Origin of the sequence: Flavobacterium faecale, assembly GCF_003076455.1 — a bacterium.
Taxonomy (GTDB): domain Bacteria; phylum Bacteroidota; class Bacteroidia; order Flavobacteriales; family Flavobacteriaceae; genus Flavobacterium; species Flavobacterium faecale.
In genome coordinates this window covers 2,449,640-2,469,235 of the sequence record NZ_CP020918.1, presented here as the reverse complement: position 1 = coordinate 2,469,235, position 19,596 = coordinate 2,449,640, and the positions used below count along the sequence as shown (strand labels likewise).

The 19,596-nt window shown below is 35.2% G+C and carries 19 protein-coding genes; 6 read left to right on the top strand and 13 right to left on the bottom strand.

Features of this window, described 5'->3' with window-relative positions:
• Window positions 1-5 precede the first annotated feature (5 nt).
• On the top strand, window positions 6-1,370 hold the full coding sequence (gene hemN, locus FFWV33_RS10635) for an oxygen-independent coproporphyrinogen III oxidase (protein WP_108740884.1): 1,365 nt from the start codon (window positions 6-8) through the stop codon (window positions 1,368-1,370).
• Window positions 1,371-1,434: 64 nt separating this feature from the next.
• Here the strand turns inward: hemN and FFWV33_RS10630 are convergent, their stop codons facing one another.
• The 9 genes from FFWV33_RS10630 to FFWV33_RS10585 form a co-directional block, all read right to left on the bottom strand.
• A complete protein-coding gene (locus FFWV33_RS10630; protein WP_108740883.1) occupies window positions 1,435-3,084 on the bottom strand; it encodes a sulfatase in 1,650 nt (549 codons plus the stop codon).
• A 302-nt stretch (window positions 3,085-3,386) separates the two neighbouring features.
• Complete coding sequence (locus tag FFWV33_RS10625; RefSeq protein ID WP_108740882.1) at window positions 3,387-4,088, bottom strand: sulfite exporter TauE/SafE family protein; 702 nt, start codon at window positions 4,086-4,088, stop codon at window positions 3,387-3,389.
• A gap of 407 nt (window positions 4,089-4,495) precedes the next feature.
• Window positions 4,496-4,948 (bottom strand): FixH family protein, encoded by a 453-nt coding sequence (locus FFWV33_RS10615; RefSeq protein WP_108742524.1) that lies wholly within the window; start codon window positions 4,946-4,948, stop codon window positions 4,496-4,498.
• 165 nt (window positions 4,949-5,113) lie between these two features.
• Window positions 5,114-6,532, bottom strand: coding sequence for a cytochrome c oxidase accessory protein CcoG (gene ccoG, locus FFWV33_RS10610; protein ID WP_108740880.1), 1,419 nt, complete (start codon window positions 6,530-6,532; stop codon window positions 5,114-5,116).
• A 23-nt stretch (window positions 6,533-6,555) separates the two neighbouring features.
• Window positions 6,556-7,461, bottom strand: coding sequence for a cbb3-type cytochrome c oxidase N-terminal domain-containing protein (locus FFWV33_RS10605; RefSeq protein WP_108740879.1), 906 nt, complete (start codon window positions 7,459-7,461; stop codon window positions 6,556-6,558).
• 18 nt (window positions 7,462-7,479) lie between these two features.
• Window positions 7,480-7,659 carry a CcoQ/FixQ family Cbb3-type cytochrome c oxidase assembly chaperone gene (locus FFWV33_RS10600; protein WP_108740878.1) on the bottom strand — a complete coding sequence of 60 codons (180 nt, stop codon included), beginning with the start codon at window positions 7,657-7,659 and terminating at the stop codon, window positions 7,480-7,482.
• A gap of 105 nt (window positions 7,660-7,764) precedes the next feature.
• Window positions 7,765-9,942, bottom strand: a complete 2,178-nt coding sequence (gene ccoN, locus FFWV33_RS10595) for a cytochrome-c oxidase, cbb3-type subunit I (RefSeq protein ID WP_108740877.1) — start codon at window positions 9,940-9,942, stop codon at window positions 7,765-7,767.
• 2 nt (window positions 9,943-9,944) lie between these two features.
• Window positions 9,945-10,136: a cbb3-type cytochrome oxidase assembly protein CcoS gene (gene ccoS / locus FFWV33_RS10590; protein ID WP_108740876.1), complete on the bottom strand. Its 192-nt coding sequence runs from the start codon at window positions 10,134-10,136 to the stop codon at window positions 9,945-9,947.
• A gap of 129 nt (window positions 10,137-10,265) precedes the next feature.
• Window positions 10,266-12,653 carry a heavy metal translocating P-type ATPase gene (locus tag FFWV33_RS10585; protein ID WP_108740875.1) on the bottom strand — a complete coding sequence of 796 codons (2,388 nt, stop codon included), beginning with the start codon at window positions 12,651-12,653 and terminating at the stop codon, window positions 10,266-10,268.
• Window positions 12,654-12,760: 107 nt separating this feature from the next.
• Here FFWV33_RS10585 and FFWV33_RS10580 point away from each other — a divergent pair, with 107 nt between their 5' ends.
• Window positions 12,761-13,441, top strand: a complete 681-nt coding sequence (locus tag FFWV33_RS10580; RefSeq protein WP_108740874.1) for a Crp/Fnr family transcriptional regulator — start codon at window positions 12,761-12,763, stop codon at window positions 13,439-13,441.
• A gap of 192 nt (window positions 13,442-13,633) precedes the next feature.
• Here the strand turns inward: FFWV33_RS10580 and FFWV33_RS10575 are convergent, their stop codons facing one another.
• Together FFWV33_RS10575 and FFWV33_RS10570 are read right to left on the bottom strand one after the other, a co-directional pair.
• Complete coding sequence (locus tag FFWV33_RS10575) at window positions 13,634-15,439, bottom strand: hypothetical protein (protein ID WP_108742523.1); 1,806 nt, start codon at window positions 15,437-15,439, stop codon at window positions 13,634-13,636.
• Window positions 15,440-15,815: 376 nt separating this feature from the next.
• Window positions 15,816-16,982 (bottom strand): alginate lyase family protein, encoded by a 1,167-nt coding sequence (locus FFWV33_RS10570; RefSeq protein WP_108740873.1) that lies wholly within the window; start codon window positions 16,980-16,982, stop codon window positions 15,816-15,818.
• A 233-nt stretch (window positions 16,983-17,215) separates the two neighbouring features.
• On the opposite strand from FFWV33_RS10570, the gene FFWV33_RS10565 reads away from it, so the two are divergent.
• Window positions 17,216-17,455 carry a hypothetical protein gene (locus FFWV33_RS10565; RefSeq protein ID WP_108740872.1) on the top strand — a complete coding sequence of 80 codons (240 nt, stop codon included), beginning with the start codon at window positions 17,216-17,218 and terminating at the stop codon, window positions 17,453-17,455.
• Window positions 17,445-17,747, top strand: coding sequence for a type II toxin-antitoxin system RelE/ParE family toxin (locus FFWV33_RS10560; RefSeq protein ID WP_108740871.1), 303 nt, complete (start codon window positions 17,445-17,447; stop codon window positions 17,745-17,747). Before FFWV33_RS10565 ends, FFWV33_RS10560 begins: the two co-directional genes overlap by 11 nt.
• Before the next feature lie 129 nt (window positions 17,748-17,876).
• Here the strand turns inward: FFWV33_RS10560 and FFWV33_RS10555 are convergent, their stop codons facing one another.
• The gene (locus tag FFWV33_RS10555) at window positions 17,877-18,074 is read right to left on the bottom strand and encodes a hypothetical protein (protein WP_108740870.1); all 198 of its coding nucleotides are present in this window, start codon (window positions 18,072-18,074) and stop codon (window positions 17,877-17,879) included.
• Between the two features lie 161 nt (window positions 18,075-18,235).
• On the opposite strand from FFWV33_RS10555, the gene FFWV33_RS10550 reads away from it, so the two are divergent.
• Window positions 18,236-18,469, top strand: a complete 234-nt coding sequence (locus FFWV33_RS10550; RefSeq protein WP_108740869.1) for a hypothetical protein — start codon at window positions 18,236-18,238, stop codon at window positions 18,467-18,469.
• On the top strand, window positions 18,459-18,758 hold the full coding sequence (locus FFWV33_RS10545) for a type II toxin-antitoxin system RelE/ParE family toxin (protein ID WP_108740868.1): 300 nt from the start codon (window positions 18,459-18,461) through the stop codon (window positions 18,756-18,758). Before FFWV33_RS10550 ends, FFWV33_RS10545 begins: the two co-directional genes overlap by 11 nt.
• 13 nt (window positions 18,759-18,771) lie before the next feature.
• Here the strand turns inward: FFWV33_RS10545 and FFWV33_RS10540 are convergent, their stop codons facing one another.
• Window positions 18,772-19,218 (bottom strand): GNAT family N-acetyltransferase, encoded by a 447-nt coding sequence (locus FFWV33_RS10540; RefSeq protein ID WP_108742522.1) that lies wholly within the window; start codon window positions 19,216-19,218, stop codon window positions 18,772-18,774.
• Window positions 19,219-19,596 lie beyond the last annotated feature (378 nt).

Sequence of the window (19,596 nt, the reverse complement as noted above, 5' to 3'; positions counted from 1 at the left end):
TAAAAATGAAAAAGTCCCTTCTACAAAAATATAACGTTCCTGGTCCAAGATACACAAGCTATCCAACTGTGCCCTACTGGGACGAATCGAATTTTGTAATTACTGATTGGATTACAACCTTGCAAAAATCTTTTGTAGAAAGTAATAGCAGTGAAGGCGTGAGCTTATACATTCATTTACCGTTTTGTGAAAGTTTATGCACTTTTTGTGGTTGCAACAAACGAATCACCAAGAACCATCAACTTGAAAGTCCTTATATACTTGCTGTTTTAAAAGAATGGAAAATGTATTGCGATTTACTTTCTGAGCGTCCTTTGATTAAAGAAATTCATTTGGGAGGCGGGACACCTACCTTTTTTTCGATAGAAAACTTAGCACTACTTATCAATGGTCTTTTTGAAACTGCTGATATAGCACAGCAACACGAGTTTAGTTTTGAGGGGCACCCAAACAACACTAGTCGACAACATTTGCAAACCTTGTTTGATTTAGGGTTTAGACGCGTGAGTTTTGGTGTGCAAGACTACAATAAAAAAGTACAGACTGCCATTCATCGCGAGCAGCCTTTTCATAATGTTGCCAAGGTAACGCTATGGGCGAAGGAGATTGGTTATAGCTCAATTGGTCATGACCTAATTTTTGGACTGCCTTTTCAAACTATTGAAAATGTAATTGACACCATTGAAAAAACCAAATCATTGCAGCCTGATCGTCTGGCCTTTTACAGCTATGCGCATGTGCCTTGGATAAAAGGAAATGGCCAACGCGGCTTTAAGGACCAAGATTTACCTCAAGACGAAGAAAAGCGACAATTGTATGAAGTAGGAAAAACACTTTTGGCAAAAAATGGTTATCACGAAATAGGAATGGATCATTTTTCTTTGGAGCAAGACAGCTTATATGATTCTTATACCGACGGCAAACTGCATAGAAATTTTATGGGATACAGTTCGTCAAAAACACAATTGATGATTGGACTTGGTGTATCATCTATTAGTGATAGTTGGTACAGTTTTGCTCAAAATGTAAAAACTATTGAAGAATATTATCAAAAACTTGAGCAGAATGAATTGCCTATTTATCGTGGTCACCTATTATCTACGGAAGATTTGATTGTTCGCAAGCACATACTCAATTTGATGTGTCAATTTAAAACTAGTTGGGAAGAGAAGGAATATTATTTTAACGAAATTCCAGAAATTATTGAACAGCTTGCAGAGATGGAAAAGGATGGTTTAATTGAAATTGGTGATTCAAACTTAACGGTTACCGAAAAAGGAAAACCTTATGTACGTAACATTTGCATGGCCTTCGATCTAAGACTAAAACGAAAAGCACCGCAAACACAGTTGTTCTCGATGACTATATAGCAAAAAAAATGGGAGAGATTAAAAAAATCTCTCCCATTTCAACTCTAACCAAAAAACCAACATATCAATTTTTATATCCTTTCAAGCTAGATTGCCATCCACCATTGAAAGTAACCATTAATTTCTTTATTAATTGTGGATTTTGCATCGCAATATTTGTAGTTTCTGTTGGATCTTTCTCATGATCAAATAACTCTACAAACAAAGGATCTTTTTCGGGAAAACGTCTGTCTTTCCAGACTACCATACGATAACGATCTGTTCGCATAGCATAACCCATTACAAAATCCTCAAAAACTTTACGATCCCATTTGTCTCCCATTTGGTCTTCGATTCTATTTTCTATTTTTTTAATAAGTGGTGCAAAAAACGAATTTCTAAAAGGAGGAGTAAATGGTATTGCAGCCCACTCGCGCATAGCTGGATTGGGGAACAAACTAAAAGCGGCTTCTTGCCATTTTATAGATGGGTTTTTCAAAACGGGCACTAGACTATGACCTTCCAGATGCTCAGGACGCTTAAGCCCTGCTAAATCACTTAAAGTTGGAAAAATATCTACCAATTCAACCAAAGCATCCGATTTTTGTCCTTTTACTTTATCTGTAATTCCTGGTGCAACAATAATAAACGGTACTCGAGTAGCTAGCTCATAATTATTGGCTTTACCCCAATACCCCATTTCTCCAAGGTTAAAGCCATGATCTGACCAAAGTACAATAATGGTGTTATCATATTCACCAGATTCTTTTAAGGCTTCTACCATTTTACCTACTTGTGCATCTACATAACTTACACATGCATAATAACCGTGGCGCAATTTACGTTGAAGCTCTGGAGAGAACGGGTCAGTTTTCGGTACATCTGCATACACTCTTACTTCCATAGATTCTGATAATCCCATGGCAGCCCCATTTGATGGTGGGTTTACTTGCGTTGCAATAGGAATTTTGGTTTCATCGTATAAGTCCCAATATTTTTTTGGTGCTATCCAATCTAAATGCGGTTTATGAAAACCTAATCCTAAGAACCAAGGTTTTTGGTCATTTTTAACTAAGTCTTTTAAGGTTGCAATAGCATTATTGGTATTCTCACCATCTTCGTATGCGTCGTCTGGAACATCAGCACATTCGGTAACGGGACCTTTTGCTAACCAATTATCACGAATCATTTTTTCGCCATACTTGGACTCTAAAGCGATTTTATTTTTTAAGTACATCAATTGACTTTCAGGCAAAGCATATCCTCCACTAACTTCCTCTGATTCTCCGCTAGCTTTTACGCGTACTTGTTTACGACTCCATGAGAGCGCATCATCGGTATATTTTCCGTGAAAAACTTTTCCTGAATATACCGTTTCATAACCATTTTCACGAAAGTGCTGAGGAATAGTTTTGATACTTGGCACGTTCAATCTAAAATCTTGAAACAAATCAATAACATTTATAGTCTCTGGACGCGCACCCGTCATAAGGCTTGCTCGTGAAGGCCCACAGATTGCTTCTTGGCAATAAGCACGATTAAATTGAATTCCTGATTTGGCCAAAGCATCGATATTTGGCGATTTGACTATCTCTGAGCCATAACAGCCTAAGTCTGCACGTAAATCATCTACGGCTATAAAAAGAATATTAGGTTGTTTCTTTTTTTGTGCATGAGCAGTGGTTGAGAATACAGCAGTCGCCAAAAGAAAGCTGATAAAAATGCTATTTTTCATTTAAAGTAAATTTTAATTGATTTTGAATACTATACCAATATCAAACAGGAATATCCTTGAATTTACAAAGTAGTGAAAATTTTGGATAAGTTTATTGCTTCATATTACCACGTATTATTTCATTTTTACCCTATCGAAGTATACTAGTTTTGCTAATAGGTACAAAAACGCGAAGAAAAAGCCCTTAGCCCCGATAGGAGCGGTATCCTTTGTTTTTTTCTTTTAAAAAACAAAGATATAGCGGATAGCGGGACGATATTGGCAGATAGAAAATTGTTTATCTGCTTCGAAAAAAATGATAATTAATGACAATTGGCCTCTGCTTGTACAAACAAGCTCATGTTGGTAGGCGATACATATGGAATCCCGAGACCGAGACCGCGTAGAATAAAAAGGATAGCAATCACTATGGCTACGTAGGGAATTACTTTTTGAATCTTATTGCGAATAGAGATTGTTAAAAACGAATTGATGTAGACAACTGCGCTCATCATAGGTACTGTACCTAGACCAAAAAGTAACATGTAAGCTACTCCAAGACTGGCAGATTGCATGGCTATAGCGCCAAACAAGGCTACATAAACCATTCCGCATGGTAGAAAGCCGTTGAGCAGTCCTATAGTAAATAATGAACTATAGCTTTTGTTTTTGAATTGTTGACCTAGTTTTGATTTTATTGTTGATATAGCTCGAAACACTGGTTTGGAAAAATTGTATTGGGCTAATTTTCGCTCTGGAATTACCACTACCAATATCATGGCAATACCTATAAATATGGATAGCTTTTGTTGAAAGCCAGCAATAAATAATCCTCTACCAAGAACACCAAATAGCAAACCAATGGTAGCATAAGCCGTTAATCGTCCTAGATGATAGGTTAAAATTTGTGTTGTTTTTTTGACAGGATTTTTTCGGTCAACAGGAAGCATCATTGCTATAGGACCGCACATCCCAATGCAATGAAAGCTACTTATTAATCCGAATATAAATGCTGTATAAATCATTTTTCAAAAATCAAATATCAATCTCAAAAGTCAAAAGTCAAATGTCAATTTCAAAAAAAAAAAAGCAAATTCAACGTTTTGTACATCTACTCCAACAAATCAAAAATCTAATTCAAAAGTCAAATGTCAATTTCAAAAGTCAAAAATCAAATTCAACGTTTTGTAAATCTACTCCAATAAATCAAAAATATAATTCAAAAGTCAAATGTCAATTTCAAAAGTCAAAAATCAAATTCAACGTCTTATACATCCACTCCAACAAATCAAAAATCTAATTCAAAAGTCAAAAGTCAGTTTCAAAAAGCAAAAATAAAATTCAACGTTTTGTACATCTACTCCAACATATCAAAAATCAGAAATCGTTAATCAACAATCGTTAATCCAAAACTCTTAACTAATAACTTCTTTTACAAATACAAGGTTTCTTTAGACATATACGACTTGCCATCATATTGCCATTCCATAGTAATGTCCCAGCGACCGTCTACCAAATTTAATTTAGGTATGAGTAAAGTTGGATTAGAATCTGAAAACGAAATGGGAATTTCGAAGTCAAATTTCTTGTTAGACGGTCTGTAGAGAGACACTTTTCCTTTTATTTTTGTAGCTTCATATTCTGCTGGAAAAGCAACCAACACTCCTTTCTCAGTAGTGGTAAAAGTTGGTTTATGAGCTAAATTTTGGGCGCTTTGAAGTTGGTTTATTTCGGTTTGATATTTGGAATCATGTTTGTAATACTCTTCGACTACCAATTCGTTATCGTATTTAGAATTAGATTGTACTTTGATTACAAAATACAAGATAAAACTCATGAACAAGGCAATGGCAATTACAATACCGGTTCCCCAGTTGATGCGCATCCCCCTAGCCTCCGAAGTGGGAACTCTCTCTGTTGTCGTTGTATTGTCTTTTTTCATTGTCTTTTAAATTTAATAATTTTACTTGTAACCAATCTCCATTTTTCTCCTTAGCATTTTACAGTCGTAGGACTCCTCTATATATTCCCCCTTCGGGGACTAGGGGGATTAATCAAAACTCCTCGGACTTAAAAAGTTAGTCGTTGTAGATTCGATTTTACGTTTTCCTTCATAAACTTCGATCTGAAGTTTAGTTTTATCACTTTCAAGTAAAAACTGATTAATTTCTATAAATAAGGTTCCGCTACTCATACCTTGTTTTGGCACTTCAAAAGCACTTTTACCTACTACGTTTAGCTTACCCTTGATTCCAACTAATTCAAAATGAATATTTTTGAAGTCATTATTGGTTTTATTAATAATTTTAAACGTATAAATGTTACTGATATTTTCCCCTTTATGTTGAAATAACTGCCCTGGAAGTCTTAAAACAGTAGCTTCAACATCATTACGAAGAAACAATAGTCCCACTAAAACCCCTATCAAGATTCCGAGGATAGCAGTGTATCCCTTCATTCTTGCTGTAAATTTAAATGGTTCCTTTTTTTCGATCTCATCTTCAGATGCATATCGAATTAAGCCTTTTGGCAATCCTACGCTATCCATAATAGTATCGCACTCATCAATACAAGCAGTACAGTTAACACATTCTAGTTGAGTACCGTTTCTAATATCGATTCCGGTTGGGCACACATTCACGCATTGTTTGCAATCAATGCAGTCTCCTTTTCCTGTTTCTTCTCTATTTTCCTGCTTATTAAATTTGGCTCTACCAGCCTCTTTTTCACCACGTACAAAATCGTACGCAACATTGATAGATTTATTATCTAATAACACACCTTGTAAACGACCATAAGGACATGCTATAATACAAACTTGTTCTCTAAACCAAACGAAAATAAAATAAAATACACCTGTAAAAATTGATAATGATATCAAAGTACTAACGTGCACCATTGGACCATCTTCAATCATTTGAAACAATTCATCGCTACCTATAATATAGGCCAAAAATACATTGGCAATGGCAAACGAAATAATTAGAAATATAGTCCACTTGAGGCCTTTTTTTCTGATTTTTTCGGCATTCCAATCTTGTTTTTGAAGTCGAATTTGAGCTCCTCTGTCACCTTCAATCCAATATTCGATGCGTCTGAAAACCATTTCGAGAAAAATAGTTTGTGGACAGACCCAACCACAAAATATACGACCGAAAATAACCGTAAACAAAATTACAAATACCACTCCGACAATCATAAACAATACGAATATGTAAAAATCTTGTGGCCAAAAAGGATATCCAAAAATATTAAAACGACGTTCTAAAACATTGAACATCATAAACTGATTGCCGTTGATTTTGATAAATGGATTGGCAACTAGAATTAGTAACAAAAAATAGCTAACCCATTTACGGTAATCGTAAAACTTACCCGACGGCTTTTTAGGAAAAATAAATTTTCTTTTTCCGTCGTCATCAATAGTTCCGATGGTATCTCTAAATGCTTCGTTGGGTAAGTTTGACATGGTTTATGGTCTTTATTTCAATATTATTTTGCTGCTGGTGCAGCTGCTGCAGCATCTTCAACCCAAATTTCTCCGTCTGGAGCTTTTGGATCAACAGGATTACTACCTCTAAGCGAAAGAACGTAACTTGCAACTTTCTGCATTTCTTTTGGTTTTAAGGTACCTTTCCAAGATATCATCCCTTTACCATCTCTACCACCATTTACAAGTGTGTGAAAGATATTTTTTATTCCGCCACCTAGAATCCAGTGATCATCGGTTAAGTTAGGTCCGATTTGTCCTCCTGCATCTGCTCTATGGCAAGCCGCACAGTTGGTTGTAAAAATAGTTTTACCTATCGCTAAATCTGCTGGATCTGTCAATAAGGTTACTGTCTTTTCGTCCATCATATCAGGTGCAGTTTTCATGTACTCTGCAACATCAATTTTGGCTTGAGCCAGCTCCTTCTGCAATTCCATTTCTTGATTATCGCCTCCCATTACTTCAAATCGAACAAAGTATACTACTGCAAAAACAATACAAGCATAAAACAAATACACCCACCACGGTGGTAAATTGTTATCCAATTCATGAATACCATCATAATCATGGTCCAAAATAATGGCATCTTCATTTTCAATTGACTCTGTACGGGTCAATTTTTGCATTAAATTTTTATACCATTCTTTTTCTGTGTATGGTAATTCAACTTCTGTAAGTAATTTTGCTTTCTCTTCCTCACTAAGCAAGTTGTAAGTTATATTATCAATTGCTTTTACTGTGATTTCTATAGCTATTAAAAGAAACAAAAACACAAATAAAAACACCGATACCATTGGATATTTAATAAACGCTGGACGATCACCAGAGTCTATAAAAAATTCCATTGCACCAAAAATCAAAAAGAAAATGATTAGTACTCTTAGATAATTAGGAATTATTTTTTTCATTAGATTTAATTTTTGAAATTATATTTTTACGTTATCCTCTAAAGGAATTTGACTCAGCTCCTCAATCTTTTCCTTTTTGTACGAGACTACCCAAACAGCTAGACCCACAAAGAACAAAAAGAAAATTAGAAGGGATAGAATAGGGTAAATTGAAACCCCTTCTATCGTTTCCATATTGTGTTTGATTTGTTCGAACATATCTATTTTTTTTAAGTTTCGAAGACCCTAAGTTTAAGAGATTCTAAGTTTGTTCGATAAGTTATTTTTACTTAGCGACTTAGAATCTCAAAACTTAGAAACTCTCTATTTTTTTACTTTGATATCTGTTCCTAATCTTTGGATATAAGCAATAAGCGCTACAATCTCTCTCTCATTCATTGGAACAAATTTTTCACCTTTAGCTGCTGCTTTCTTTCTACTTTCTTCATAACTCTTAACGAAATCTGGATCATTCTTCAAGTTATTTTCGATTGTGATAGCTTGCGCTCTTAAATTTTTAAGACCATTTGCAACCTCAGCATCTGTATATGGTACCCCAAGAGTTACCATGGCTTCCATTTTCTTTTGTGTAAGTGAAATATCCATTGGTTTATTATCAAACAACCATTTGTATCCTGGCATAATAGAACCTGCAGATATACTTTGTGGACTCCAGAAGTGGTTGAAATGCCAGTTATCATTGTACTTACCTCCTACTCTCATCAAATCTGGACCTGTACGTTTTGAACCCCATAAAAATGGGTGATCATACACATATTCTCCCGCTTTTGACTGTGGCCCGTAGCGCTCTACCTCTGAACGGAATGGACGTACCGACTGTGAGTGACAACCCACACAACCTTCACGGATGTATAAATCACGTCCTTCTAGTTCTAGTGGTGAATATGGTTTAACACTTGATATGGTTGGAATATTAGATTTCACCATCAATGTTGGTACAATTTGAATAACACCTCCAATTAAAATGGCAACAGTAGCAAGAATTGTTAACTGAATAGGTTTTCTTTCTAACCATGGGTGGAATTTTTCACCTTTAACTCTTCCTTTGCTAATTTTAACTAAGGCTGGAGCTTCTGCCAATTCATCTTCAATTTCTTCACCATTTTTAACCGTCATGGCAATGTTATACACTAAAACAAGCATTCCGATCAAGTAAAGGGATCCTCCAATAGCACGCATGATATACATGGGCATAATTTGGGTTACTGTTTCTAAGAAGTTACCATAAGTTAAAGTTCCATCAGGATTAAATTGTTTCCACATAGATGCTTGCAAGAAACCTGCAACATACATTGGAAGACAGTATAAAATAATACCTAAGGTTCCAATCCAGAAATGGAAATTGGCTAGTTTCAAAGAATATAATTTTGATTTCGTCATTCTTGGTATCAACCAATAAATCATACCAAAAGTCATAAATCCGTTCCATGCTAATGTACCTACATGTACGTGTGCAATAATCCAGTCGGTAAAGTGCGCAATAGCATTTACATTTTTAAGTGATAACATTGGCCCTTCAAAAGTCGCCATACCATAACCGGTAATCGCCACCACCATAAATTTTAATACAGGGTCTACACGTACCTTATCCCAAGCACCACGCAAGGTTAACAATCCATTAATCATACCTCCCCAAGATGGAGCAATTAACATAATTGAGAAAACAACACCTAAATTCTGAGCCCAGTTTGGCAAAGCAGAATACAATAAATGGTGTGGCCCTGCCCAGATATAAATAAAAATCAAAGACCAAAAGTGTACAATTGAAAGTCTATAAGAATACACTGGACGGTTAGCCGCCTTAGGAACGTAGTAATACATTAAACCTAAAAATGGAGTAGTCAAGAAAAAGGCAACTGCATTGTGACCGTACCACCATTGTACCAAAGCATCCTGAACACCTGCATATACAGAATAACTTTTCCAAGCAGATACTGGTAACTCTAGATTATTAAAAATATGTAGTACTGCAATAGTTACAAAAGTTGCCAAGTAAAACCAAATCGCAACATATAAGTGACGCTCTCTCCTTTTGATCATGGTACCAATCATGTTAATACCCATCACTACCCAAATAATGGTAATAGCAATATCAATTGGCCATTCTAGTTCGGCATACTCTTTTGAACTGCTATATCCAAGTGGCAGTGTGATTGCCGCAGCTACAATTATTGCTTGCCATCCCCAGAAATGAAGATTACTTAAAAAATCGCTATACATTCTGGCTTTTAGTAAACGCTGCATAGAATAATACATTCCTGCAAAAAAAGCGTTTCCTACAAAGGCAAAAATAACCGCATTTGTATGTAAAGGTCTCAATCTACCATAACTCAACCATGCAATACCATCGGTCAAGTTTGGGAAAAGATAAAAGAAGGCTACCAAAAGCCCTACCGACATTCCAACTACACCAAAAATGATAGTGGCATAGATGAATTTCTTTACAATTTTGTTATCGTAATAAAATTGTTGCATTTCCATAATTAATTTTGTTTTTCTTCTGTTATTTGTTTTGGGTTTGGATTTTCAACTTTTAGCTCATCGTCAAAAAGCATTCTGACAGATGGCGTGTAGTCATCATCATACTGACCAGTTTTTACCGCTCTGATAAAAGCAATAAAGAAACCAATCGCAATAATGATGCTGATGGGAATTAATAAATAAATGACACTCATACCTTAAATTTGTGTTAACAAAATTATGCTTTGTACTTGGGCTAAACCATGACATTTATCATGATTTGAAAAAAGAAGTACTATTTTATTGTTTTAATATGTTTCAATTCGTGAAATAGTCATAAAGCACTATTTGACTACTTTTCGACCGTAATAATTACTCATTATAGTAACAAAGCTAACAATAGTTATTGTGCTTAATGGCATCAATATAGCGGCTACTAAGGGTAGCAAATTACCCGTAATAGCAAATGATAGTCCTACTATATTATAGAGTAATGACAAACCGAAACTCATTTTGATTACTAACATTGATTTTTTTGCCAGTTGTAAAAAGTAATTTAGTTTTTCAAACTCATTAGCTTCGAGTATTCCGTCGCAAGCGGGTGAAAAAACGTTAACGTTCTCAGAAATTGAGATTCCGATATTACTTTGCGCCAGTGCTCCAGCATCATTAAGACCATCTCCTACCATCATCACGTTTTTACCCGATTCTTGTAATCGCTTAATGAATTCAAGTTTTTCGTCTGGCTTTTGATTGAATACCAATTCGGTACCTCTTGGCAAAATAGTTTCCAAGGTTGCTCTTTCACCTTCATTATCACCTGAGAGTACTTTCAATTCGTATTTTTTACTTAAATCTTGAAACAAATGCTCTAAGCCATCTCTGTATTGATTTTTAAACTCATAGGCTCCTAAATAGTGCCCATCAATTTTAATATGTACCGATGTGTTTTTGATTTCGGTAGAATCCTGACTTTCGAGCCCACAAAAAGAGGCCGATCCTAATTGAACTACAATTCCGTCAATGGTAGCCTGAATGCCTTTACCTGTTATTTCGACAAAATCATCCAATTTTACAGATTGAGTTTCAGGTAGAAAATCATATAGCATTCGACTTAAGGGATGATTAGATGCACGCAAACTATTTTTCACAAATGCCAATTGATGGTGCACTAACGTTTTTCCTTTATATTCAATGGCCGCTTTTTTATTGGTAGTAATTGTTCCTGTTTTATCAAAAACTATGGTATCCACCGCTGCTAATTGTTCGATTACCAAAGCATTTTTGAGATAGAACTTTTGTTTTCCCACAATACGTAGTATATTCCCAAGTGTGAAAGGAGCTGTCAATGCCAGTGCACATGGGCAAGCCACGATTAAAATGGCTGTAAATACATTGAAAGCCGTTTTGGTATCGATAAAAAGCCAAAAAGCAAAAGAGACAAAAGCAATCACTAATAATATTGGGGTAAAATAACGGCTTACAGTATCGGTGATACTTTTGTGTTTTTGATCGACCGTTTTTTGGAAAATATCATTGCTCCACAATTGGGTTAAATAACTTTGTGAAACCGAATGTAAGACCTGCATTTCGATTACTTTTCCCATCTGTTTACCTCCTGCGAAGATTTTATCACCCGATTTCTTGGTCACAGGATCTGCCTCGCCTGTTACAAAACTATAATCAATTGAGGCTGTTTCACTCATTAAAATTCCGTCTACCGGAATCAATTCTTGATTTCGAATTAACAGTCTATCACCTTTTTCTATTTCGTAAACAGGAATACTTTCTTCTTTATTTCCGTCCATCAAGCGGGTGATTGCAATTGGAAAATAAGATTTAAAATCACGCTCAAAGTTCAAAAAATTATAGGTCTTCATCTGAAATGATTTCCCCAAAAGCATAAAAAAGATCAATCCTGTTAAGCTGTCAAAAAAGCCAGAACCGTAATTGAAAGTGATATCTACCAAACTACGCACAAACATGACAATGATTCCTAATGCAATAGGCACATCAATATTCAGTAAACCTGATTTGATACTTTTGAAAGCAGAAACATAATAGCCACTCGCAGAATACAAGAAAGCAGGAAGAGACAATATTAAAATTAATCCCCTAAAAAAAGGTTTGTATGTATCCAGCCAATATTCGCCAACTTCAAAATATTCAGGAAAAGAAAGCAGCATTATATTTCCAAAGCAGAAAAAAGCTACTCCCAGTTTGTACGTTAAAGAACGGTCCACATTTTTGGATCCTGTTTCATAATTCTCTAAGGTGATATAAGGCTCATAACCAATTCTACTCAATAAAAGTACAATTGATTTTAAACTCACAGCCGTTTGATCATAGACAATACGAACTTTTTTTTGACTAAAATTTACTTGAGAAGTACTGATACCAGACTCTAATTTTTGTAAGTTTTCTAAAATCCAAATACAAGAACTACAATGAATATGCGGAATACTTAGCGAAACGATCGCTGTTTTTTCTTCCTCAAATTCTAATAGTTTGGCGACAATTTGGTCATTATCCAAAAAATCGTACTTGCCTTGAATATCCAAAGGGGTTGCTCCAGGGGAATTTTCAAAATCATAATAGCAGGTCATATCATTGACCGAAAATATTTCGTAAACGGTTTTGCAACCATTACAACAAAAACTTTTCTCGTCAAAAACAATCTCTTCTGCTTCTACAATATCTAACCCACAATGGAAACATTTTGATGCATCCATAATTTACTCATTTACCTGAGGCAAAGTTCTGTAATGATTACACCATAAAGTATGATATATGTCATAGAAAATAGTATTTTTGTTAAATCACTAAACAAAAATATATTATGGGTAAATGCGACCAATGTATCGTAAGACAATATACCTCCATGAAAGCTTTGAATAAAGACGAAGTAATTAAACTTGCCAATTGCAAAACATCCTACACGGTAAAAAAAGGAGATATTATTTTTAGCGAAGGCGATCCTATGAATGGGGTTTTCTGTATAAAAGATGGCGTTTGCAAGTTGTCGAAACTCACCTCAAGCGGAAAAGATCAGATTGTAAAAATTAGCAAACGAGGCGAATTATTAGGACAGCGCTCCATGATTAGTGATGAGTCGGCTAACTTAAGCGCAATTGCACTTGAAGACATGGAGATCTGTTTTATTCCTAAAACTGAAATTCTTGGTTTCTTTGATGATAACAATCAGTTTTCTATGAATATGATGAAATCTGTGTGTGGTGACTTGAAAACGTCAGATGATCATATTATCTCTATGGCTCAAAAAAATGTAAAATCAAGACTAGCAGAAACATTATTGTATTTGGAAACTAATTTTGGTAATAATCCAGACGGATCTTTACACATTCAACTGACTAGAGAAGAACTTTCGGGCATGATTGGTACCGCTACAGAAAGCTGTATTCGATTATTATCTGAATTTAAAAAACTAGGATACATCGAATTAGACGGTAAAAAAACCACAATAAAAGATCATTCTAGCCTAAAAAAAATGGCTGAATAATCTACATAAAGATCATTCAACCATTCTATTTTAAACTATTTTATTTCGAATACTAAAATTCAAGCCATATTCGTAACAGTAGCTTTGGCAACTAACTTATAGGGATATATATATCTTTATATTTTTCGAACTTTTACAAAAGATAAAAAGTTCAAAATTCTAATGACTTATCCAATTTAAAAAAAATCACAACTAGGCCACTGCCAATTCTGGAATCATTATCGCTTCAATTTCTTGTTTATAAAACGCTAACTGTCCTTTTGTATTTTCATTATTTTCGGGCAAAACAGCAGCATTAGCAAACATATCATTGTAATATTGGATGCCGCTTAATAAGTTATCTCTAAATGTCTTCCATTTTTTAATTTGCCCCGCTGCAATCGTCTCAGAAAAATTGGCGATTTCGTTTCTCAAATAATCCACGTACATCTTTAATTCGTTTACAAATAAATTTGGACGATTAGGAACTGTCAAAATTGAGGTTGTGCCGTAAATATGCTCTACCATATCCAATAATGAAACCTCGTGGTCAAAGTAAGCCAAATTTGGTCCAGGACACACCACAACACCTTGTTTTTGTCCTTTGATTGCAATATCGTTCTCTAGGTACGAAGCATTGGCAAGGCCAACACACAAGCACGATTTGTCTGTAATTACATTTTTACGTTTTGAATATGCCTCTGGTGAAAAGCTGTCTTTTTGTGTCGCTAATTCCTCCAATTTCAAGTCTTGGTATTTTTTGGACGCAGAGCACATCCCTTTTGCGCCGTACTCCTTGCTCAAAGCCAAAAACTTCTTAGGGCAGGAGCTTCCTGGTACTTCATCGTCAATACGCTTTTGTTTAAAAGCTTCATTTGTTGTTCCTTTCACAGCATTAAACGGAATCCCAAGTGGCGAAATAGCGCTCAAATAAAAGTCTTCTTCTTTCGCTTTCGCTAATAATTTTCGGGTTTCAGGATCTACAGAAGTAGCTTCTGGAACCAACAAAAACGGAGAACCCCAACCAATCGAATCCAATTGATAATGCTCTAATAAAAAATCATGTTCCTGCGCCGTACCTACACCACCTTGAGCTGTAATAATCAGTTCCAATGGTTGTTCAGGAATGTGTTTCCCCTTTATGGTCAAAGCTTTCACCATCAAATCGTGTGCAGACTGAATTAGTTGATCTTTCTTTTCTTTAAATTCTTCCAAGATTGGTCCAAGCAATAAACCTTCAGTAGCAAAAGCATGTCCTCCACAATTCAGTCCTGATTCAATGCGGTATTCTGATACCCAAAGTCCTTTTTTTGCTAAGAAATTCCCTTGTATCATCGCTGATCTAAAGTCACTAACCTTCAAGATAATTTTCTTCTCCAATTGGTCTTCTGTATTTGGAAAAAAGCAGTCAAAATTCTCAAAATAACTGTACAATCTCGGATTCATTCCCGCTGACAAAACCACCGAAGATCTCAAATTACTATTTGCAAATCCGCGCAAAGAAGCATGTGCATCATTAAATTCAATTGGCAATTGCTGGTCTTTGTCAAAATTATCTTTGTCTACCTTGGTCATGATATTCACATCAATCGCACCCGGACTCAAATGGCTATCAAGGTAATTCAAAATGGCCTCTTTACCTTCTTCCATGCGATTTTGCAAGCCTTTCTTCAAATCAGAAGTTTGAGGTAGCATTGCCAAATAGTTGGTTAAAACCGTTTTACTGGCAGCCAATTCTTCTTTAAAGTCGTTGAATTTTTGTTTGACAACCGTGTCCATCAAATTCAGATAAGCCGTTACACGTTCAGCACGATAATCATGCATTTTTTGTGTAATTTCTTGGTACTTAAAATTAAATTTTTGACTGTAATAGCGGTTCATTTTTTCGATCAAATCATCATCTACAATCGAAACCACTGACGAAATTCCGTAATGCGCCACGCGAATCGGGCTATCAATCGTGTAACCCAAACCCATAACGGGAATGTGAAAACTGTGGGGAGAATTAGTTTTTATCATTTGTTCTGTATTTATATTATTGATTAAAGCAGGACAAAATTCGATAAAGAACTCCATACAAAATATGATAAATATCAGGCAACAAAACCTAAGAGCAGTATTTGTAACAGCACGATTCCATATCCAAATCAAATAGCTCTTCTGCCCTCGAAGTTTTGGGACGCTTTAACTATTTGTTCTAGAACGATCCTACTTCCTCTAACAAGGTAACAGTGATATAGGGAGGATAGCACTTAAAGAAGGACTAAGTAAATTTATACTATTTTGAAAAATCATTCTCTAAAAATAATTTTCGATTTACACTTGATAGGTATACCAACTCAAAATAAACCTAAAAAAACAGCCTCGAAATTTATATTCCGGGGCTATTTCTTTTTTAAAATAATAAGATACCTATATCTTTTTTAGACTTTTTCAATTTCTTTTGATAAACTTCTTTGTATAATGGTTTTTCTACCATTTTGTCTAGTCGGTACATTTGCCAAAGCAGCTTTTCTCGAACTTCATCCCAATCTTTTATTTGTTTGTACGGAAAAGAACTTACCGACATATTAAGAAACGGAATCAAAAAATCAATTGCTTTTTGAATGCTTCTTCCATCTTGCGATTTAGCTTGTAGCAAATCAATTCCCATCACTTTTCCGATTTTGGTCATGTCCAAAAAGTGTGTTAGGTTAAAGGTAGAATACCCCAAAGCGGTCGTTCTCTCTAACTCTAATGGCTGTGAGCCATCGGGCTGAATTTGACTAAACAATCTATTTTGCGGAAAATCTGAGACTATTTTTCTTGTTAGATCTTCGTTGCCTATAAATAGTGCGTAACGGGCTAGCTGAACATCAAATGCTGTACCGTGATTGTTTTTTGCTTCTTGCTCTTCTTTAGCCACAGGCGCTGTTAGCAACCAATTGACATAAGCTGTAAACCATTGTTTAACGGCTTCTTGGTCATTAATCAAAAATGACTTAGACTTTTTGAGTAATTCAACACCGTCTAGCATTTCTAGAAAAGAATAAGTATCTAAGACACCTTCTCCTCTACCCAAACCGTTTCTGATTCCCGGAATCGTTTGACCGTAATTCATATTTGGATTCATTCTGGTATCGGGATTCACAAACCAAATTTTTAGATTATCAACTGCTTTTTGAGCGTACTTTTCGTTCCCCGTTACGTAATAAGCAAGGGAAAGAGTTTCGATACTCTTGGCGAAAGCTCCCAACGGATACCGATCTAATTTTTCGATCTCAGGATTAGACACTCCATCTTTACGGATGTATGGCAAGCCATCAGCTTTGATTGGATCTGGCCACCAATAGCGTCCCATGCTCATATAATCGTGCTTATCACCACTCGATGGCGTCATTTCTTTGTCCACAACCGTCGTCAATTGCTGCGTAAGTTTCTTGTCTGCATCACGAATCAACATTGCTATTTCTGGCTCTTTATTGGCTTTGGCAGTATCCAAACTTTTCATATTCCACACAGCTACTTGCGCCTGCATACCGGTACATGCTACAAATGTGAGCATAATTACTATTTTTTTCATACACTTTATATAAGGTTACTTTTTGGTAGTTAATTGATTGGTAAACCAATTAGTATTCTCAAAAATAGGTGTAATTTGGGCAGAAAAAAAATAATTAACATAGTTTTCGGCCCGTAGCTTCCGTACATGTAATTTTCGGCAAAACCCTATATCTTCAAAAAATTTAGCTCGTTCCCTTTTATGGCAAAAAGGTTTGTATCTTTGTGTGAATCAAAATAATCAATTTTAAAACTATGGATGCAATCAGACAGTTTATAGATGTTAAAGGCAAATCCTTTCAGGTTAATTTACCCGAAGGTTTTACTGCTACAAGAGTTGAAGTTATTATTTTGCCATCAGAACTCAGTAATGAGAATGAAATTCCAAATTGGCAAATGGATTTAGTTTCAGAACGAATTGAAGCCATTAAACAAAATCCTGATTTAGTTTTGGAAGAAGATCAATTTTGGAATGATTTAGAAAATGAGGGCTAAAGTTAAATTTGCATTGCATGTAAAACAAGACATCAAGCAGGCTACAACATGGTACAATCAAGCTCAGAAAGGTTTAGGAACTAGATTTTTTAAAAATATAAAAGAAGAAATCAATTTCATCGCCAACCAACCAGAATGCTTTCAAATACGATATGAAACTATTCATGTAGCAGTTATCAAAATTTTCCCGTATACAATTCATTATCAATTTCTAAAATCTGAGAACACCATTATCATTTTAGGTGTTTTTCATACCTCAATACACCCTGAAAAATGGACTAAAAGACTATAATTTTGTTTTAAAAACTGTTCATTTCTTATGTGATTTGTATCAATTTATCTAGTAATGTTATTTAAGTTAACACCAATGATCTTTCTAAATAATCCTATTGTCAATTCGTTCGAGGGCCAGACCATTAAATTATATTTTGTCTGTTCTGATTCCATCAAAATTGTATTTTAATTTGGCATCATTCGATGCTATCATTTCTTTGTCTACAACCGTCGTGAGTTGCTGCGTAAGTTTCTTGTCTGCATCACGAATCAACATTGTTAATTCTGGCTCTTTATTGGCTTTGGCAGCAAAAAAATAATTAACATAGTTTTCAACCCGTAGCATCCGTGCATGTAATGTGCGGCCAAACTCTATCTCTTCGAAAAATTTAGCTCATTCTCTTTTATGGCAAAAAGGTTTGTATCTTTGTGTGAATCATTAATTAACTCTTATACTTAGAAATTTTACTTTTCACTAAATATAAAGTTGCCTTAAATAGAAGTCTAATGAATACACAGCAATTACAAAAAGATAAATTAAACATTATCAATTGGATCAGTCAATTGGAAGATGTGTCCGTAGTTGAAAAGGTTAAAGCTTTGATGGGTTCATCTGTCAAAAAATATACTTTAACCACAGAACAGCAAAAGATTTTGGACAAACAATTAGGTCTTGACCCTACTTTATATACCGATGCAGACAAGATTTATAGTGATCTAAAAGCTAAACATGAATTATAAAATTGTAGTTTCTCCGATAGCAAAACAAAATATCGAGGACGCCGTGGATTATTATGTAAAACAAGTTAGTACAAAAGTAGCCTTAGAATTCTTGAAGGATTATCGAAAGACATACAAAGCTTTACAAAAAAATCCTTTTTATCAATTTCATGATACTAATTACAGATTTATACCTTTCAAAAAATTTAAATATATCGCTTTTTTCATAGTTGACGAAAAGAATAAAACGGTATTCATAAATGCCATTTTTAACACGTATCAAGATCCTGAAAAGCAACCTAGAATTTAGTATTACACAAAAATTACTCCCTTTTCATTTCGATATGTGGAATCCCATCTTCCAAATACATCTCGGTTGATTGAACAAAACCATGGCTCTCATAAAATTTCTTTAAGTAGAGTTGTGCTCCAATCGTTATATTCGTTTCTCCATAATGCTCTTTGATTCCGGCAATGGATTCTCGCATTAAATCGTGTCCCCATTTTTTGTCGCGGTAGGCTTGCGCAACAACCACGCGCCCGATCGAGGCGTACTCATAGGAGATTCCGGGTTTGAACAAGCGCGTGCAAGCCACTATTTTCCCATCATAGGTTCCAATTAAATGCAATCCTTTTTTGTCTTTTCCATCAAGGTCCAAGTAGACACAGTTTTGCTCCACTACAAATACTTCAGAACGCAATTGCAGCATGTCATAAAGTTCGTTTACGGTTAATGCTTCAAACGGTTTTATTAGCCAAACTATGTTCATGTTGTTTTTAGTTTTTGTATTATTAAGAATGTCAAAAATACCTTTTTTAGCATTAAGGTTCAAATCATTTTCGCCATAGATTTTGAGAAATAGCTGGTGAGGTTTAACCGCAAAGTTCGCAAAGGTTGATTTTACTCTTTCTATAAAACGCTAGGAACGCAAAGCTTTGCGAACTTTGCGTAGTACTTTGCGTCCTTTGCGGTTATTTACCCTTTCAATAAAATCGCTAGGAACGCAAAGCTTTGCAAACTTTGCGTAGTATTTTGCGGTCTTTGCGGTTAAAAACATTTTACTATATCTTCCAAAAAAGAAACCATCTTCCTCCCTTAGCCCCGATTGAAGTGGAAATCCTTGTGGCGGCTGGCATTTATGCCGCCA

Coding starts and splice junctions, on each gene's coding strand:
- FFWV33_RS10550 (WP_108740869.1), top strand. CDS start 18,236: ATGAATACACAGCAATTACAAAAAGATAAATTAAACATTATCAATTGG.
- FFWV33_RS10580 (WP_108740874.1), top strand. CDS start 12,761: ATGGGTAAATGCGACCAATGTATCGTAAGACAATATACCTCCATGAAA.
- FFWV33_RS10630 (WP_108740883.1), bottom strand. CDS start 3,084: ATGAAAAATAGCATTTTTATCAGCTTTCTTTTGGCGACTGCTGTATTC.
- hemN (WP_108740884.1), top strand. CDS start 6: ATGAAAAAGTCCCTTCTACAAAAATATAACGTTCCTGGTCCAAGATAC.
- FFWV33_RS10615 (WP_108742524.1), bottom strand. CDS start 4,948: ATGCGCATCAACTGGGGAACCGGTATTGTAATTGCCATTGCCTTGTTC.
- FFWV33_RS10570 (WP_108740873.1), bottom strand. CDS start 16,982: ATGAAAAAAATAGTAATTATGCTCACATTTGTAGCATGTACCGGTATG.
- FFWV33_RS10555 (WP_108740870.1), bottom strand. CDS start 18,074: ATGCTACGGGTTGAAAACTATGTTAATTATTTTTTTGCTGCCAAAGCC.
- FFWV33_RS10565 (WP_108740872.1), top strand. CDS start 17,216: ATGGATGCAATCAGACAGTTTATAGATGTTAAAGGCAAATCCTTTCAG.
- FFWV33_RS10605 (WP_108740879.1), bottom strand. CDS start 7,461: ATGAAAAAAATAATTCCTAATTATCTAAGAGTACTAATCATTTTCTTT.
- FFWV33_RS10625 (WP_108740882.1), bottom strand. CDS start 4,088: ATGATTTATACAGCATTTATATTCGGATTAATAAGTAGCTTTCATTGC.
- FFWV33_RS10575 (WP_108742523.1), bottom strand. CDS start 15,439: ATGATAAAAACTAATTCTCCCCACAGTTTTCACATTCCCGTTATGGGT.
- ccoN (WP_108740877.1), bottom strand. CDS start 9,942: ATGGAAATGCAACAATTTTATTACGATAACAAAATTGTAAAGAAATTC.
- ccoG (WP_108740880.1), bottom strand. CDS start 6,532: ATGTCAAACTTACCCAACGAAGCATTTAGAGATACCATCGGAACTATT.
- FFWV33_RS10540 (WP_108742522.1), bottom strand. CDS start 19,218: ATGAACATAGTTTGGCTAATAAAACCGTTTGAAGCATTAACCGTAAAC.
- FFWV33_RS10560 (WP_108740871.1), top strand. CDS start 17,445: ATGAGGGCTAAAGTTAAATTTGCATTGCATGTAAAACAAGACATCAAG.
- ccoS (WP_108740876.1), bottom strand. CDS start 10,136: ATGAGTGTCATTTATTTATTAATTCCCATCAGCATCATTATTGCGATT.
- FFWV33_RS10585 (WP_108740875.1), bottom strand. CDS start 12,653: ATGGATGCATCAAAATGTTTCCATTGTGGGTTAGATATTGTAGAAGCA.
- FFWV33_RS10600 (WP_108740878.1), bottom strand. CDS start 7,659: ATGTTCGAACAAATCAAACACAATATGGAAACGATAGAAGGGGTTTCA.
- FFWV33_RS10545 (WP_108740868.1), top strand. CDS start 18,459: ATGAATTATAAAATTGTAGTTTCTCCGATAGCAAAACAAAATATCGAG.